The organism is Rosenbergiella collisarenosi, from assembly GCF_018494085.1.
Lineage (GTDB): Bacteria > Pseudomonadota > Gammaproteobacteria > Enterobacterales > Enterobacteriaceae > Rosenbergiella > Rosenbergiella collisarenosi.
Genome location: NZ_JABBFP010000008.1, coordinates 139,874 through 155,016, shown reverse-complemented (window position 1 = coordinate 155,016; position 15,143 = coordinate 139,874). Strand labels below are relative to the sequence as shown.

General features: G+C 49.8%; 15 protein-coding genes, 1 tRNA gene and 1 other RNA gene. 10 read left to right on the top strand and 7 right to left on the bottom strand.

The features are described from left to right. The 6 genes from tolA to HGT70_RS12770 form a co-directional block, all read left to right on the top strand. A partial coding sequence (gene tolA, locus HGT70_RS12795) for a cell envelope integrity protein TolA (protein WP_214196128.1) occupies positions 1-849 on the top strand: 849 nt, incomplete at its 5' end. Positions 850-960: 111 nt separating this feature from the next. Then, positions 961-2,256 carry a Tol-Pal system beta propeller repeat protein TolB gene (gene tolB / locus HGT70_RS12790; RefSeq protein ID WP_071435269.1) on the top strand — a complete coding sequence of 432 codons (1,296 nt, stop codon included), beginning with the start codon at positions 961-963 and terminating at the stop codon, positions 2,254-2,256. 44 nt (positions 2,257-2,300) lie between these two features. Beyond that, entirely contained in the window at positions 2,301-2,831 is a 531-nt protein-coding gene (gene pal, locus HGT70_RS12785) for a peptidoglycan-associated lipoprotein Pal (RefSeq protein WP_071434691.1), read from the top strand. A gap of 9 nt (positions 2,832-2,840) precedes the next feature. After that, entirely contained in the window at positions 2,841-3,635 is a 795-nt protein-coding gene (gene cpoB / locus HGT70_RS12780) for a cell division protein CpoB (RefSeq protein ID WP_214196126.1), read from the top strand. Between the two features lie 166 nt (positions 3,636-3,801). Beyond that, a tRNA-Lys gene (locus HGT70_RS12775) sits at positions 3,802-3,877 on the top strand. A gap of 46 nt (positions 3,878-3,923) precedes the next feature. Beyond that, positions 3,924-4,046, top strand: a non-coding RNA gene (locus HGT70_RS12770) — RtT sRNA. Positions 4,047-4,135: 89 nt separating this feature from the next. On the opposite strand, the gene HGT70_RS12765 is transcribed toward HGT70_RS12770, so the two are convergent. Beyond that, entirely contained in the window at positions 4,136-4,894 is a 759-nt protein-coding gene (locus HGT70_RS12765) for a DUF3750 domain-containing protein (RefSeq protein WP_214196124.1), read from the bottom strand. Between the two features lie 166 nt (positions 4,895-5,060). Between HGT70_RS12765 and pnuC the strand changes: the two genes are divergently transcribed. Together pnuC and aroG are read left to right on the top strand one after the other, a co-directional pair. Then, a complete protein-coding gene (gene pnuC, locus HGT70_RS12760; RefSeq protein ID WP_214196123.1) occupies positions 5,061-5,777 on the top strand; it encodes a nicotinamide riboside transporter PnuC in 717 nt (238 codons plus the stop codon). A 98-nt stretch (positions 5,778-5,875) separates the two neighbouring features. Next, on the top strand, positions 5,876-6,931 hold the full coding sequence (aroG, locus tag HGT70_RS12755) for a 3-deoxy-7-phosphoheptulonate synthase AroG (RefSeq protein ID WP_071434699.1): 1,056 nt from the start codon (positions 5,876-5,878) through the stop codon (positions 6,929-6,931). Between the two features lie 64 nt (positions 6,932-6,995). Here the strand turns inward: aroG and gpmA are convergent, their stop codons facing one another. The 5 genes from gpmA to modF all read right to left on the bottom strand — a co-directional run bounded on the left by gpmA (position 6,996) and on the right by modF (position 12,836). Further along, on the bottom strand, positions 6,996-7,748 hold the full coding sequence (gene gpmA, locus HGT70_RS12750; protein ID WP_071434700.1) for a 2,3-diphosphoglycerate-dependent phosphoglycerate mutase: 753 nt from the start codon (positions 7,746-7,748) through the stop codon (positions 6,996-6,998). Positions 7,749-7,889: 141 nt separating this feature from the next. Next, the gene (locus tag HGT70_RS12745; protein WP_214196122.1) at positions 7,890-8,909 is read right to left on the bottom strand and encodes a galactose-1-epimerase; all 1,020 of its coding nucleotides are present in this window, start codon (positions 8,907-8,909) and stop codon (positions 7,890-7,892) included. After that, positions 8,903-10,057 (bottom strand): galactokinase, encoded by a 1,155-nt coding sequence (galK, locus tag HGT70_RS12740; RefSeq protein WP_232526966.1) that lies wholly within the window; start codon positions 10,055-10,057, stop codon positions 8,903-8,905. Before galK ends, HGT70_RS12745 begins: the two co-directional genes overlap by 7 nt. Next, positions 10,054-11,100 (bottom strand): galactose-1-phosphate uridylyltransferase, encoded by a 1,047-nt coding sequence (gene galT, locus HGT70_RS12735; protein ID WP_214196120.1) that lies wholly within the window; start codon positions 11,098-11,100, stop codon positions 10,054-10,056. Before galT ends, galK begins: the two co-directional genes overlap by 4 nt. A gap of 260 nt (positions 11,101-11,360) precedes the next feature. Next, entirely contained in the window at positions 11,361-12,836 is a 1,476-nt protein-coding gene (gene modF, locus HGT70_RS12730; protein WP_214196119.1) for a molybdate ABC transporter ATP-binding protein ModF, read from the bottom strand. Between the two features lie 160 nt (positions 12,837-12,996). Between modF and HGT70_RS12725 the strand changes: the two genes are divergently transcribed. Next, complete coding sequence (locus HGT70_RS12725; RefSeq protein ID WP_048911819.1) at positions 12,997-13,137, top strand: AcrZ family multidrug efflux pump-associated protein; 141 nt, start codon at positions 12,997-12,999, stop codon at positions 13,135-13,137. Positions 13,138-13,172: 35 nt separating this feature from the next. Here HGT70_RS12725 and HGT70_RS12720 read toward each other — a convergent pair whose 3' ends face one another. Further along, complete coding sequence (locus tag HGT70_RS12720; protein ID WP_214196117.1) at positions 13,173-13,991, bottom strand: pyridoxal phosphatase; 819 nt, start codon at positions 13,989-13,991, stop codon at positions 13,173-13,175. A gap of 135 nt (positions 13,992-14,126) precedes the next feature. Between HGT70_RS12720 and pgl the strand changes: the two genes are divergently transcribed. Continuing rightward, complete coding sequence (pgl, locus tag HGT70_RS12715) at positions 14,127-15,119, top strand: 6-phosphogluconolactonase (protein ID WP_214196115.1); 993 nt, start codon at positions 14,127-14,129, stop codon at positions 15,117-15,119. Positions 15,120-15,143: the final 24 nt, after the last annotated feature.

Genomic DNA, 15,143 nt, shown 5'->3' with positions numbered 1-15,143 from the left:
CAGGCCAAGCAGGCGGCGGCCCAAGCGAAAGCCGACGCAGCAGAACAAGCCAAGCAGGCGGCAGCCCAAGCGAAAGCCGAGGCAGCTAAAGAGGCCAAAGCCCAAGCGGCAGCCCAAGCAAAAGCCGAAGCGGCTAAAGAGGCCAAAGCCCAAGCGGCAGCTGAAGCGAAAGCCGAAGCGGCTAAAGAGGCCAAAGCCCAAGCGGCGGCTGAAGCAAAAGCCGAAGCAGCTAAAGAGGCCAAAGCCCAAGCGGCGGCTGAAGCGAAAGCCCAAGCAGCGAAAGAGGCCAAAGCCCAAGCGGCAGCTGAAGCGAAAGCTCAGGCAGCGAAAGAGGCCAAAGCCCAAGCGGCAGCTGAAGCAAAAGCCCAAGCAGCGAAAGAGGCTAAAGCGCAAGCGGCGGCTGATGCGAAGGCTAAGGCAGCGGCAGAAGCCAAGGCTGCAAAAGCGAAAGCAGCGAAAAGTGATGCTGCGTTAAATGATCTCCTTGGTGGGTTAGCGTCGGGTAAAAATGCGCCGAAATCTGCTGCAAGTGGTGGGGCTTCGGGGGAAGGTAACCAGAAAAAAGCGGGCGCTTCTGGCGCAGCAATCCAAAGTTATCTTGGACAGGTACAAAGCGCGATTCAGAGTAAATTTTACGATGCGGATAATTTTGCCGGTAAACAATGCTCCGTACATATAAAATTAGCCCCTGATGGCTTACTGATTTCTGCAACATCGGCGGGAGGGGACCCTGCTCTCTGCCAAGCAGCGTTAACCGCATCACGTATGGCGCATATTCCTAAGCCCCCTAGCCAAGAAGTCTGGGCGGCGGTGAAAGAAGCGACTATAACTTTTAAACCGGGTCAGTAGATTTCTACAGAGACCTTAGGCGATAGGCAATGCTGAAGGAACGTTTGTTACGATCCTTCAGATACTGGGAAACCACTTATCATGAGCAATCGCTCGGATATGGGAGATGAAATGAAACAGGCATTACGAGTAACGTTAAGCTTTTTTCTGTTAGTGTGGGCGGCTGTGGCTCAAGCAGAAGTGCATATTGAAATTACGCAGGGCGTAAATACCGCTCGACCTATCGGTGTCGTTCCATTCCAATGGAGTGGCGGTGGTTCAGCCCCCGAAGATATTGGTGGTATCGTGGCTGCCGATTTACGTAACAGTGGAAAGTTTAATCCTCTGGACCGCTCTCGCCTTCCTCAACAACCGGCAAGTGCGCAAGAAGTTCAGCCTGCAGCATGGTCAGCTCTTGGTATTGATGCCGTAGTCGTGGGGCAGGTTAAAGGTAACGCAGATGGTAGCTATCAGGTTAGCTATCAATTAGTGGACACTGCCGCTGCGCCTGGTACTGTGTTAGCGCAGAATTCCTACAAGATAACTAAACAGTGGTTACGTTACGCCGCGCATACCGCTAGCGATGAAGTCTTCCAAAAGCTAACGGGGATTAAGGGTGCATTCCGCACGCGTATTGCCTATGTGGTGCAAACCAATGGCGGTCAATTCCCTTATGAGTTACGAGTATCCGATTACGATGGTTACAATCAGTTCGTCGTGCATCGTTCAAGCGAACCCTTGATGTCCCCAGCCTGGTCTCCAGATGGTAGCAAGGTTGCCTATGTAACCTTTGAAAGTGGACGTTCAGCACTGGTTGTACAAACATTATCGAATAGCAGTATCCGTCAGATCGCTTCATTCCCGCGTCATAACGGTGCACCGGCCTTCTCCCCAGACGGGACTAAGCTTGCGTTCGCACTGTCTAAGACCGGTAGCCTGAATCTCTATGTGATGGATCTCTCCTCGGGACAGATTAGTCAAGTGACCAATGGCCGCTATAACAGTACTGAGCCAACCTGGTTCCCTGACAGCCAGAATATTGCGTATACTTCAGATCAAGGCGGACTACCGCAAATTTATAAGTTAAATATCAACGGTGGTGCACCACAGCGTATTACTTGGCAGGGTGGTCAAAACCAAGACGCGGATGTGGCAACCGATGGTAAATCAATGGTGATGGTTAGCACTGCAGGTGGTGCGCAACATATCGCTCGACAAGATCTAGAGACAGGAGCAGTACAAACATTGTCTAGCTCTTATCTGGATGAGACGCCAAGTCTAGCACCTAACGGCACGATGGTGATCTATAGCTCAACTCAGGGTTATGGTTCCGTATTGCAGTTGGTTTCGACCGACGGGCGTTTCAAAGCGCGTCTTCCGACGACTGATGGACAGGTAAAATTCCCTGCCTGGTCGCCGTATCTGTGATGCATGTGTAAATGTGTATGGCAAACTATAATAGGATTTTCGAAATGCAATTCAATAAAGTGCTGAAAGGTTTACTGCTGGCTCTGCCAGTGTTAGCGGTTGCTGCATGTTCTTCTCATAAGAACAACAATGACCAATCAGGCTCTACCACTGGTGCAGATAGCGCTTACGGTAATGGCACATCTGGCAATGGTAGCAACGGCAACATGTCTTCTGACGAACAAGCTCGTCTGCAGATGCAACAGCTACAACAAAACAACATCGTGTACTTCGGTCTGGATAAATACGATATCCTGCCAGAGTTCGCACAAATGTTAGATCAACACGCTAACTTCTTACGTAGCAACCCATCTTACAAAGTGACTATCGAAGGTCACGCGGATGAGCGCGGTACGCCAGAATACAACATCGCCCTGGGCGAGCGCCGTGCTAGCGCGGTTAAAATGTACCTACAAGGTAAAGGCGTAGGCGAAGACCAAATGTCTATCGTCTCTTACGGTAAAGAGAAACCAGCAGTGTTAGGTCATGACCAAGCTGCATGGGCTAAAAACCGTCGTGCTGTATTGGTATACTAAGAGAAAACTATGATTAGTAACTTCAGACTTCACACTTTGGGTCTGTCGTTACTGATTGGCGTAGCGGCCGTTCCGGCCGCTCATGCCCAGGCGTCAATCAGTAGCGCTGGCTCGGGCTCAACCGAAGACCGTGTCACCACCCTCGAACGAATCTCCAATGCACAATCTCAACTTCTACAGCAACTCCAACAGCAGTTGAGCGATACCCAAAGCGATATCGATGCACTACGCGGTGAGATCCAACAAAATAGTTATCAACTTAACCAAGTTGTCGAGCGTCAAAAACAGCTCTATCAACAAATCGATACGCTAAGCAGCAGCGGCGCTGCAGCGGCTGCAACATCGTCGAATACGGATACGGGTCAGAGCTCAACCGCTTCGTCCGAGAGTACGTCTACGTCGAGCACAGCAGGGCAGATCGGTACGCAGACTGGCGATGTTAATCAGGATTATAACGCGGCAGTAGATTTGGCCTTAAAGCAAAATAAGCCAGATGATGCGCTGGCGGCACTACAGGCTTGGGTAAAAAAATATCCAGATTCAACCTACCAGCCTAATGCCAACTATTGGCTGGGGCAGTTGTATTATAATAAAGGGCAAAAAGACGATGCCGCTTACTATTTTGCGACGGTAGTTAAAAAATATCCGAAATCACCAAAATCAGCCGAAGCACTGCTGAAAATTGGTACGATTATGAAGGATAAGAATCAGTTGGATAAAGCCAAAGCAGTGTGGCAGCAAGTGATCCAGCTTTACCCGAACACGCCTTCTGCGAAAGCGGCACAAAAGGCGCTTGCCGGGTAATATTAAGATTTTTTCAGCAAAAGTTGGCTGAATAGTGTTCGGGTCGCTGTAAAGGTAAGCAACTGGTCATTTATTTTTAATTAATAGTTGCGCTGTCTCGGTAAATCAGTAATATATGCCGCCGTTGCCAAGACAAACTTAAACAGTGATTTTGGCAAGGAAAATCGGGTCGTTAGCTCAGTTGGTAGAGCAGTTGACTTTTAATCAATTGGTCGCAGGTTCGAATCCTGCACGACCCACCAAATCTAGAATAAAAGCACCTTATAGGTGCTTTTTTCGTCTCCAATACTCAATATTAAATCGTTCAGGATAAGAACCTGCAGCAGGTTCGGGTCTCACGCAGTGAGACAACGTTGCCAAAGGTAACGACCCGCAGGGCGAGCTTAGCGAGTCATCCTGCACGACCCACCAAGTTTTTACTTGAGGTTATCCTCTGGTAGTAACCGCGACAGTTTATGCTGCCGCGGTTTTTTTTATCTTAACGAATAGGGATTAACTGTCTAAGGCTTATTATTCTCAGCGGGAAGGTTACCAATGAAAGGGAGCCGAACTTGTAATGGTGAGACGTTAATGCCCAGATCCATTCCCAGCAAGTTAACTTCTATTCCTTCTTGTTCGCCAAGATTCACGCCCAAAAGTCCAAGTATCGATAGCTGTACTCCCTTCCCTGAAGGTGGACGTCCAATCGGATTCGTCAATGGGCGATAGTCCTTACCGATTGCATTCGCAGGCATATTCAAACGTAAGGCCGGAACTTGGCGCGCAATATGAGCAATAAATGTATTACTGTTCGGGCCAGGCCAAGCATGATAGGTGTGAGGATAGGGATAGCTGTGTACAGCGGCTTCGAGGCGCGGGATCATCGCTTCGGCAGCATCGCCTCGATGCTCAACTAGCATACGCGGCCGAGCCCCGTACCAATAACCATCGGCAATAGCATAATCTTTTCTGATCAGGTCATTGCTTCGCCAACCGATCACGTCATAACGTGTGTAATGTGTCTCTCCACGGCGCTTGACGACAAGCCACGTGTGCACGGCGAAGTGGCCGCGCCAGCCATAGGTCTTGGCAGCAAATACCGCTACTAAAGCATCATCCTTTATTGATTGTGGATTAGCGAGAAGTTGGGCAGAGTCTCGACGGGCGGTTGTCCAGCTGTTTCCCTCAGCGGGGCGCTTGTTGACCCAATCGCTTAGGTAGCTGGCGAGTAAGGCTAATAAGGCTATGATCACATAGGCCAGTAGGCATCGACGTAGCATAGGGATGGTGACCCTCCATGAAAAGCGTGTAGTGTTTATGTAAAGTGTAGGAAGCATTGGGTGAAACACAACTTACTAAGCGCTTGGTCGGATGATGAAGGAAATCATAAGACAAACCGGCTTACTTGAGGTATGTTGTTTAGTATATTAAACAAGAGGTGCCGCGATGAACTTTTTCAGTATTAATACGTTATTAGTGCACATCCCCCTAGGGAACCAGGGCTACGATCTATCATGGATCGAGGCAGTTGGCACCTTAAGCGGTTTACTCTGCATCTGGCTGGCCAGTAAAGAAAAAGTCATTAATTACTTTTTTGGTATTATTAACGTTTTATTATTTGCAGTCATTTTCTACCAAATACAGCTCTATTCCAGTTTGTTACTCCAGATATTTTTCTTACTCGCTAACCTCTATGGGTGGTACGCCTGGACGAGACAAACCGCTGCGCAGCAGACAGAGCTACAAATTCGCTGGCTCGGGACTCGGGCGCGCGCAGTGTGGTTAGCGGCGGCTGCCGTCGCTATCGTGATCATGACGCTATTCATCGATGCCTTATTTGGTCAGTTTGCTCGGCTCGCCGTAAGCTTACTTAACCAATTTGGACTTAAGGCGCAGCTACCAGTCTTACAACCCGATGCTTATCCCTTCTGGGATGCCTGCATGACTATTTTATCTGTCATCGCGATGATCTTTATGACCCGTAAATGGGTAGAGAATTGGATACTCTGGGTTATTATTAACGTTATCAGTGTCGCGATATTTACCTTACAGGGTGTTTATGCCATGTCGATCGAATATCTGATCCTAACGCTCATTGCGATAAATGGTGTGCGTCTCTGGTCTAGCAAAGCCTCTGAGAATAACCAGCCACCGACTTCTTGATGCTACGCCGGAAAAAGTGGCAATTAGGGTTTGCAGTTTGAGAGAGGCACGTTAGAGTATCCCTAGGACAACAGCACACTTATCGTGATGGAATAATAATGAGCTATAAAAACGACGATTTACGAATTACTGAAATTAAAGAACTTTTACCGCCAGTGGCATTATTAGAGAAATTTCCCGCATCAGATCGTGCCGCCGATACGGTTGCTAAAAGCCGTCAAACGATCCAGCAGGTATTGCAGCAGCAAGACGACCGATTACTCGTTGTGATTGGGCCGTGTTCAATTCATGATACGCATGCCGCGATGGAGTACGCCCAGCGCCTGTTGGCAGTGCGTGACGAACTGCACAATGATCTCGAAATTGTTATGCGCGTCTATTTCGAAAAACCCCGCACAACCGTAGGTTGGAAAGGGATGATCAACGACCCGTATATGGATGGTAGTTTCGACATCAACCAAGGGTTACGCTTAGGCCGTAAGCTTCTACTGGATATCAACGATCTTGGTATGCCGACTGCGGGTGAATTTCTCGATATGATCACCCCTCAATACTTGGCTGATTTGATGAGCTGGGGAGCGATCGGCGCTCGTACCACCGAGTCTCAGGTTCACCGTGAACTCGCATCAGGACTCTCTTGCCCCGTGGGCTTTAAAAATGGTACCGACGGAACAATCAAAGTCGCGATCGACGCCATCAATGCAGCGTCTGCCGGGCACTGCTTTCTGTCGGTAACCAAATATGGCCATTCTGCCATTGTCGAGACGGCGGGAAATAAAGATTGTCATATCATTCTTCGTGGCGGCAAAACGCCTAACTATAGTGCGCAAGATGTGGCAGCAGTGAAGGCAGGCTTAAGCCAGGCCGGCTTACCTCAGCAGGTAATGATTGATTTCAGCCATGCCAATAGCTCTAAGCAGTATCAAAAACAGATGGACGTAGCCACTGACGTCGCGGGACAGATCGCGGGGGGTGATAAAGCCATTATAGGCGTGATGATTGAGAGTCACTTGGTGGAGGGGAATCAAAACCTTGAGAGCGGACAGCCTCTTACCTACGGTCAGAGCGTGACCGACGCTTGTATCGGCTGGCCAGCTACCGAACAGGTGCTGAAGCAACTCGCGGAGGCGGTACGGGCAAGACGTAACGCCTAATAAAAAGGCCGGATTATGAAGTGACCCCCGATAGTTGGACAACCTATTATCCGGCCTTGATTGCTTATTTTGCCTTGCCTTGGTTGGCGACTGCTGCTGCACGTGCAGCCACTTCTTCAGCATCACCTAGGTAGTAACGTTTTAGTGGTTTGAAATTCTCGTCGAACTCATAGACCAATGGGACACCCGTTGGGATATTCAGCTCTAAGATCTCATCTTCAGATAGACCTTCAAGATATTTGACCAGTGCACGCAGTGAGTTACCGTGCGCAGCAATAATGACCTTCTCACCGCTTTTGATACGCGGCAGGATAGCTTCATTCCAATAAGGGATGACACGCTCAATCGTCGTCGCGAGGCTCTCAGTCACTGGCAGCTCTTCAGCACTCAATGAAGCATAGCGAGGATCGTGGCCTGGGAAACGCTCATCTGAACGCTCTAATTCTGGAGGCGTTATGGCAAAGCCACGACGCCATTGTTTAACTTGCTCATCACCGTATTTCTCGGCAGTTTCTGCTTTATTGAGCCCTTGCAGCGCACCGTAATGACGCTCGTTAAGACGCCAGTTCTTCTCAACCGGTAACCAGGCTTGGTCAAGCTCGTCTAACACTGACCATAAGGTGTGAATAGCACGTTTTAAAACAGAGGTATAAGCGAAGTCGAACGTGAAACCTTCTTGCTTAAGAAGTTTACCCGCTGCTTGCGCTTCCCCACGGCCTTTTTCAGAAAGGTCTACGTCATACCAACCGGTGAAGCGGTTTTCTTGGTTCCACTGACTTTCGCCGTGGCGGACCAGTACAAGCTTAGTTACTGCCATCGTAAAGCTCCTTCAATGATTAATTATTCACTGTACAATTTTTCTCGCCGTGAAACTTCCTCGGTCATGAGACGTTGCTGCCTCTACCATAGCGGAAAAGGGCGCGCTGTGTAAGTCTCTGTCCTACTTAGCGCTGTTTTTTTAACCGCTAACGAACTGGTAGCCAAAGCGAATATGCCGGATCTCTTCTGCCGGTAACCAACACCCTGCAGGTGGAACGCTATTTGCCGCATCAGGACTGTAGCCAGGTTCCAATGCAATGCCCTGATAATTTTGGTATTCGCCCTGTGGTGATGGCGTTCCCGCGAGATAATTGCCGGTATAGACCTGTAGCGTCGGCTCACGACTAAAAAGCTCAAGGGCTAAGCGGCCGTCTTGCGAGGTGAGTGTCGCGACAGGCTGCTCTGGGGCGTGTGTATCAAGAATGAAAGCATGATCATAGCCGCCCGTAACTTGCTGGAAACGGTCAGAAAGAAAATCCTGAGCCAGCGACTTAGGCGAGCGAAAATCGAATGAGGTCTGTGCAACGGATAGGCACTCGCCGTCAGGAAGCCCATCACTATCGACGGGCTGGAAATACGAGGCTTTAAGGGCGAGCTGGTGGGCACGGATATCGCCTTGTACTCCATCAAGATTAAAATAGGCATGGTTGGTTAACGATAACGGGGTGAGGGCATCACTCTTCGCGCTAAAATGAAAATCGAGGCGATTGTCATCATTCAACGTCAACGTTAATTCAACATCTAGATTTCCCGGAAAACCTTGATCGCCGTCAGCGGAGTACAATCGGTAGACGAGAGTCTCGGCAGTATGGCTGACGCAGTGCCAGCGACGATGACTAAAGCCTTCGGGGCCACCATGTAGTTGATGAGGGCCTTGATTACTCTTCAACTGACAGCCAATTGCGTCTAAATAAGCGTTACGAATACGATTAGCATAGCGGCCTACCGTCGCGCCGAGGTAAGCCTCCTGCTCGAGATAGCGCTCAGGGGAGCCGCAACTAAGCAGCGCTTCGCGTAACGCGCCATCCGCCATGGGGATCTGTGCGCTGAGCCAAGTGACCCCCCAATCCATAAAACGTACAACCATTCCTCGGGCGTTGCGCAGCTCAGAGATACGGTAGGGCTGGCCATCGGGGGCGAGTGTCTCGGTGGTTAACATGGGCTAGCTCCTTGTGAAGCGTGACACAGATAGTAAGTCTCTTTGATCCCAGTGGCGGCAAAATAGTGATCCGCCATGGCGGCTTTCACCGCAGCAACACGTTCTGTCGGCAGTAGCGCCACGACGCAGCCACCGAAGCCTCCTCCGGTCATTCGCGCGCCGCCTTCTTCACCTATCGCAGCCTGAAGTAATTCAACCAGACGGTCTATCTGCGGGACGGTGATCGCAAAGTCGTCGCGCATTGAAATATGGGACTCTGCCATCAATTGCCCCATACGCACGAGGTCACCGCGGTTGAGGGCTTGAGTGGCTTCAAGCGTACGTTGGTTCTCTGTCAGAATATGGCGTACCCGCTTGGCCACGGTTGGTTCCATCTCGGCTTCGCGCGCGGTAAACGCGTCTAAAGAAACTGCCCGTAACGACGACTGGCCAAAAAATTCAGCGCCGGCCTGACATTGCTCGCGTCGTAGGTTGTACTCGCTACCGACTAACGTGCGGCGAAAATTCGAGTTAACGATCAGAACCGCGACATCGTCAGGCATGGAAACAGGTTGTGTCTCAAGCGACTGGCAATCGAGCAATAGGGCATGATCGGCTTTACCCATCGCCGAAATCATCTGATCCATAATACCGCAGTTACAGCCGACAAATTGGTTCTCGGCAGCCTGGCCATTAAGGGCAATTTCTACGGGGCTTATCGGTAACTCATAGAGTTGCTGTATTGCAGTTCCTATCGCGACTTCCAAGGACGCGGACGAGCTTAAGCCAGCGCCCTGTGGCACGTCGCCGCTAATCACCATATCTATTCCCTGAAACTGGTCATTGATTTGGCGCAAATGTTTCACGACTCCACGCAGATAATTCGCCCACATCGCTGAGTCACGAAACACGATCGGTTCCTCTAAGGAGAACTCGTCTTGTTGGTCATCATAGTCGGCGGCAATCACACGTACCTGATTATCTTGACGCTTGGCGCAGCTAATGACCGTTTGGTAATCGATGGCACAGGGAAGGACAAAGCCCTGATTATAATCGGTATGCTCACCAATAAGATTGACGCGCCCAGGCGCTTGAAAAAAATGACTCGGCGCGTAACCAAAGTGCTGAATGAAACGCTGTTCGCAGCGCTGTTTGAGTTCTATGATCATGATTGAGTCTCTCGGAAATGACGGTCGCTGACGGAACGAAGTCGTTCTGCGGCTTGCTCTGGGGTTAAATCGCGCTGTACTTCGGCGAGCATCTCGTAGCCGACCATAAATTTACGGACGGTCGCTGAACGCAGGAGGGGCGGGTAAAAGTGGGCATGTAACTGCCAGTGCGAGCTCTCTTCATCGGTAAACGGTGCACCATGCCATCCCATAGAATAGGGGAAAGAACACTGGAATAGGTTGTCGTAGCGACTGGTTAGCTGTTTTAGGGCTAGGGCAAGGTCATCGCGCTGTGCCGTAGAGATCTCGGTTAAACGAGCCACTTTGGCTTTAGGTAATAACAAGGTCTCGAATGGCCACACCGCCCACCAAGGAACGACGGCGATCCAATGCTCTGTCTCGACGACAACGCGTATTTTTTTCTGCTGCTCATGTAACGCGTAGTCCCACAGTAGTGGGCGGTGGTGTCGCTGATAATAGTCGCGCTGTAGGCGATCTTCCGTAGCGACTTGGTTGGGAATAAAACTATTTGCCCAGACTTGACCGTGCGGATGAGGGTTGGAACAGCCCATCGCGGCACCCTTATTTTCAAAGATTTGAACCCAAGGATATGTTTTACCGAGTTCCCCTAGTTGTTCTTGCCATACATTAATCACCGAGACTATCTGCGACACGCTTAATTCGGGAAGTGTTTTACTATGGTCGGGTGAGAAACAAATGACACGACTCATGCCACGAACGCTCTCTAACTGAAACAGCTCGTCATCATTCGGTTCGGTCAAGGGTGTATCAGGGAGTAGAGCGGAGAAATCATTAGTGAAGACGAATGGGGAGGTATAGCGTGGATTTACCTCACCATTAATACGAGTGTTACCTGGACAGAGATAGCATTCAGGATCATGCTCAGGGAGCTGTTGTGGAGCTAGCGTCTCTTCAGCCCCTTGCCAGGGTCTTTTCGCGCGGTGCGGAGACACTAGGACCCATTCACCCGTCAGGGGGTTGAATCGGCGATGGGGATGTTCGGTCGGATCAAACGTTTCCATAATATTCTCATAACTATGACGCGATTATGAGTAGAGCGTAGCAGATTGACGCGCTTTTTTTTGTGATCGAGATTGAATTTATGGAAGCGTTTACACTAAATAGCTCAGTGTCTAGCGAGCTTTTTAACTTAATAAGACTAGATTAGTGTAACCGATTACATTTGAGTGAGAGCGTCGACTTATTACTTACGTATTTATCGTTTACGTGAGTGCGGTTATTCCCCCCACCGTATCTGAGGGGGAAATAGATTATGGGTGAATTAGGTCAACGTCTCTTGGACATAGCGATAACCGCCTTCTGGGCGCGAGACAAATTGTAACCGGTGAGTGATACAGTCTGGCGCATCTTCGGCGTGATGCGAAACGAACAATAACTGTGTATTACCCTGCTCAATGAGCCGCGAAACGAACTGCTTAATCAGCTGTCGATTTAGGGCATCTAATCCTTGCAGTGGCTCGTCGAGGATCAACAGGCGCGGATGCTTCACTAACGCGCGGACGATAAGGACTAAGCGTTGTTGCCCCCAAGAAAGGTCATGGAAGGGGAGGTGAGCGCTCTCTTCTGATAGACCAATTAAGGCTAACCATCGATCGGCTAATGCCTGCTGGTGGTCGCCCGGGACTTGATAAAGGCCAATCGAGTCAAAAAAACCGGATAAGACAACGGTGCGAATGGAGGCGCTGACGCGGTACTCCAAATGCAAGCTACTGCTGACATAGCCGATATGCTTTTTGATATCCCATAAGGTTTCACCACTTCCCCGGCGAATACCAAATAAAGTCAGATCATTGCTGTAGCCCTGTGGATGATCACCCGTAACTAAGCTGAGTAATGTCGATTTTCCTGCACCATTTGGCCCGGTGATTTGCCAATGCTCTTGCGGCTTTACCTGCCACGTCAGGTTATCGATAATCACATTGTCATCCCACGACACGCGACCCGCTCTTAAGCGAATCAATGGGGTATCGCTGCAGGGCGGTTCCTCGGCCATCGGCTTATCGCTTTCCGGAAGCTGGACCTCGGCAAGCTGTTCAAGGTGTTGCAGCTGCGCCACAACATTATCCGCAAGAAGCTGTTGACGAGAGGCTAAAGGTTGCAGTTTCCCCTCGAGTAACAGACCGACGTGATCGACAAAAGGCGGAATATCTTCAAAACGATTCAGGACAAAGACGAGGGTCAGCCCTTGCTGCTGTAACTCGTGTAGAAGATGTTGTAATGCCGCACGGGAGGCCACATCTAGGCCGTCGAAGGGCTCATCGAGGATCAAAAGATCCGGTTGCGACATCAGGGCTTGGCATAATAATGTCTTACGCGTTTCACCGGTCGATAAGACTTTAAAGGGGCGGTCAAGTAGCGACTCAATACCAAAGCGTACGGCGAGTGCCACACAGCGTTCTTGGTCCACCACGGATCCCTGAATAACCTCGCGGGTTAACTTACCGTCGCTATTTTCGCCTTCGCTAAATAGATCGCTATTATTACGTTGCCACTCATGGTTGATAAAAGCAGATAGCTGCTCAAAAGAGAGCCGCGTCGGCGTCTCAAACTGGCCGTTCACTGTTCCGGTAGCATGCGGTAATTCACCGCTCAGCGCGAGGGCGAGGGAGGATTTACCGCTGCCGTTACTACCGACTAATGCGACACTTTTGCCTGCAGATAGATAGAAATCATCGATATGGAGTGACCAGTGTTCCCCACGATGAAATATACATTGCGAAATATGCAATACTGTCATGTTGCGTCCCAGGTTGTGCATTTACTCCAGTTGTAACGTTCAGCAGTAGCCTTGTCAATATTTCGCAGGAGGTCGCGGCCGGCGGGAAGGCACAAAAAGCGGTATCTTCCTGCCGATAGTCTCGCTAAAATGAGGGTTTTTACGCCGAAGGGATCTGACTATGCTAGAACTTCTGAAAAGTTTGCTAATGGCGATCATCATGGTACCTGTACTGATGGCCGTTATTTTGGGGCTAATTTGGGGACTGGGTGAGTTGTTTAACCTAATCTCTGGAACGAAGAACGAAAAAAATTCCGCATGATATCGTGCCTATGCCTTAGGGCATAGGCGACTGACTTATAGCAATCTTTCCTCAATAAACTCCGCGATAGAAGGTTGTTCATTACTTCCTACCACTACTTGGCAACGGTCTTTTATCGCTTGTTTCGCTTCTCCCATCGCGACGCCTATACCTGCAAGCTCTAACATACTCAGATCATTATCGTTATCGCCAAACGCGACAACTTGATCCATCGAAAGGTGCTGCGCGTTGACCCATTCGGCCAGTCGTTTACCCTTACTATTCCCACGCTTGGCAATATCGATTTGGTCTTTCCACGACCATTCGCACACGACCTCGGCGAGCGCCTCTACATGGTCGGCGAAAGCATGTAATTGTGGCAGGTCGGAATGGGCTAGAGCAAATTTCCATAAAGGCTCACCGCTTTCAACTACCGACAGTAGATCATTGACTTGACGAAATACCGGGCGTAATTCGCTAGGGTATTGTTCGGCCCATGCTTGCATGCGAATAACGTGGGGGGTGGGTTGCTCGTAATACATCGCCTCACCGGCATACAACAATCCCTTAATTTTTGCTTGGCGTAGGGATTCGATCACAATCTCGGTATCTTTAGCGGGCAGTGGATCACTATTAATCACTGAACGTTTCTGATAGTCATAAGAATACGTTCCGTTACAACAAATTGCCGGATCAGTGAGCTGTAAGGTCTGATAAATTGGGTGAATTGCGCTATGGTGACGGCCAGTGACAATTAAAACGTGGTAGCCTGCGGCTTTGGCGCGCGTAATAGCGTTGATTGATTCGGGTAACAGCTGTTTTTGACTCGTCAACAGGGTCCCATCTAAATCTAATGCGATAACTCGATAATCCATAATAACGTCACCTAAGTTTACGATGTACGAAAAGTCTACACCCGAAAGCGGTAACCTACCAAATCCAGCACAAAATCACTGTTACAATTGTAGAAGTAGTGCAAACTAGATCTTACTGAAAGTTAAGGAGAGCGCATGAAACAAGTTATCTATACAGCGAGCCCAGACAGTGAAGAAATTCATGTATGGCAATTATCTGAACAAGGTGCGTTGACCTTACTGCAGACGGTAAATACCCCCGGACAACCGCAGCCGTTAGCCATCAACCCTCGTCAGCAAGTGTTATATGCGGGTGTAAAACCTGAGTTCCGCGTTGCCGCTTGGAAAATAGGGCCAACCGGAACGCTGACGTGGTTGGATGAGGCTAGTTTACCGGGGAGTGCGACCTATCTTGCGACTGATCGCGAAGGCGAAGCGCTGTATATCGGCTATTATCACGATGGTTTCGTCAGCTACGGCCCCTTAGACGCGGAAGGACGTCCCAGTGAGCCTACACAGATCATCCGTGGGCTGGATGGCTGTCACTCTGCCAATATCAATTTAGCGAACAATCAGCTGTATGTTCCTGCTCTGAAGCAAGATCGTATCTGCGTTTACCCTTTACGCGCCGATAAGAGCCTGGAGGAGGACAACGCAACACAAATCGCCTCCGCTGCGGGCGCAGGTCCTCGTCATATGGCTTTCCATCCACAGGGTCATTTCGCTTACACCATCGATGAATTAGATAGTACGGTCATGGTTATTGCGCTAGGCGAAAATGGGGATCAGGTCGTACAAACGTTAGACACTCAACCGGATGACTTTACCGGTACGCCTTGGGCGGCAGATATCCATCTGACCTCCAATGGGAAGTTTCTCTACACCTGTGACCGCACCAGCAGTCTATTGACGATCTTCTCTGTTTCAGAGTCTGGCGATGCGTTGACGCTGGTCGGTTATCATCCGACCGAAACCCAACCTCGCGGGTTTACACTAGACAAAACGGGGCGCTATTTACTGGCTACTGGCCAAAAATCGCATCACGTCGCCGTTTACCGGATCGATGAGCATAGTGGTCGTCTTACCGACTTACAGCGTTATCCGGCTGGAAAGGGTCCTATGTGGGCGATTGCTCATACTCCCGAGTAATATTTTAGGCCGCGTTAAGCGGCC

What these genes read in the sequence shown, in the direction of transcription:
- tolB (WP_071435269.1), top strand. Translation starts at nt 961, where the DNA reads ATGAAACAGGCATTACGAGTAACGTTAAGCTTTTTTCTGTTAGTGTGG.
- pal (WP_071434691.1), top strand. Translation starts at nt 2,301, where the DNA reads ATGCAATTCAATAAAGTGCTGAAAGGTTTACTGCTGGCTCTGCCAGTG.
- cpoB (WP_214196126.1), top strand. Translation starts at nt 2,841, where the DNA reads ATGATTAGTAACTTCAGACTTCACACTTTGGGTCTGTCGTTACTGATT.
- HGT70_RS12765 (WP_214196124.1), bottom strand. Translation starts at nt 4,894, where the DNA reads ATGCTACGTCGATGCCTACTGGCCTATGTGATCATAGCCTTATTAGCC.
- pnuC (WP_214196123.1), top strand. Translation starts at nt 5,061, where the DNA reads ATGAACTTTTTCAGTATTAATACGTTATTAGTGCACATCCCCCTAGGG.
- aroG (WP_071434699.1), top strand. Translation starts at nt 5,876, where the DNA reads ATGAGCTATAAAAACGACGATTTACGAATTACTGAAATTAAAGAACTT.
- gpmA (WP_071434700.1), bottom strand. Translation starts at nt 7,748, where the DNA reads ATGGCAGTAACTAAGCTTGTACTGGTCCGCCACGGCGAAAGTCAGTGG.
- HGT70_RS12745 (WP_214196122.1), bottom strand. Translation starts at nt 8,909, where the DNA reads ATGTTAACCACCGAGACACTCGCCCCCGATGGCCAGCCCTACCGTATC.
- galK (WP_232526966.1), bottom strand. Translation starts at nt 10,057, where the DNA reads ATGATCATAGAACTCAAACAGCGCTGCGAACAGCGTTTCATTCAGCAC.
- galT (WP_214196120.1), bottom strand. Translation starts at nt 11,100, where the DNA reads ATGGAAACGTTTGATCCGACCGAACATCCCCATCGCCGATTCAACCCC.
- modF (WP_214196119.1), bottom strand. Translation starts at nt 12,836, where the DNA reads ATGACAGTATTGCATATTTCGCAATGTATATTTCATCGTGGGGAACAC.
- HGT70_RS12725 (WP_048911819.1), top strand. Translation starts at nt 12,997, where the DNA reads ATGCTAGAACTTCTGAAAAGTTTGCTAATGGCGATCATCATGGTACCT.
- HGT70_RS12720 (WP_214196117.1), bottom strand. Translation starts at nt 13,991, where the DNA reads ATGGATTATCGAGTTATCGCATTAGATTTAGATGGGACCCTGTTGACG.
- pgl (WP_214196115.1), top strand. Translation starts at nt 14,127, where the DNA reads ATGAAACAAGTTATCTATACAGCGAGCCCAGACAGTGAAGAAATTCAT.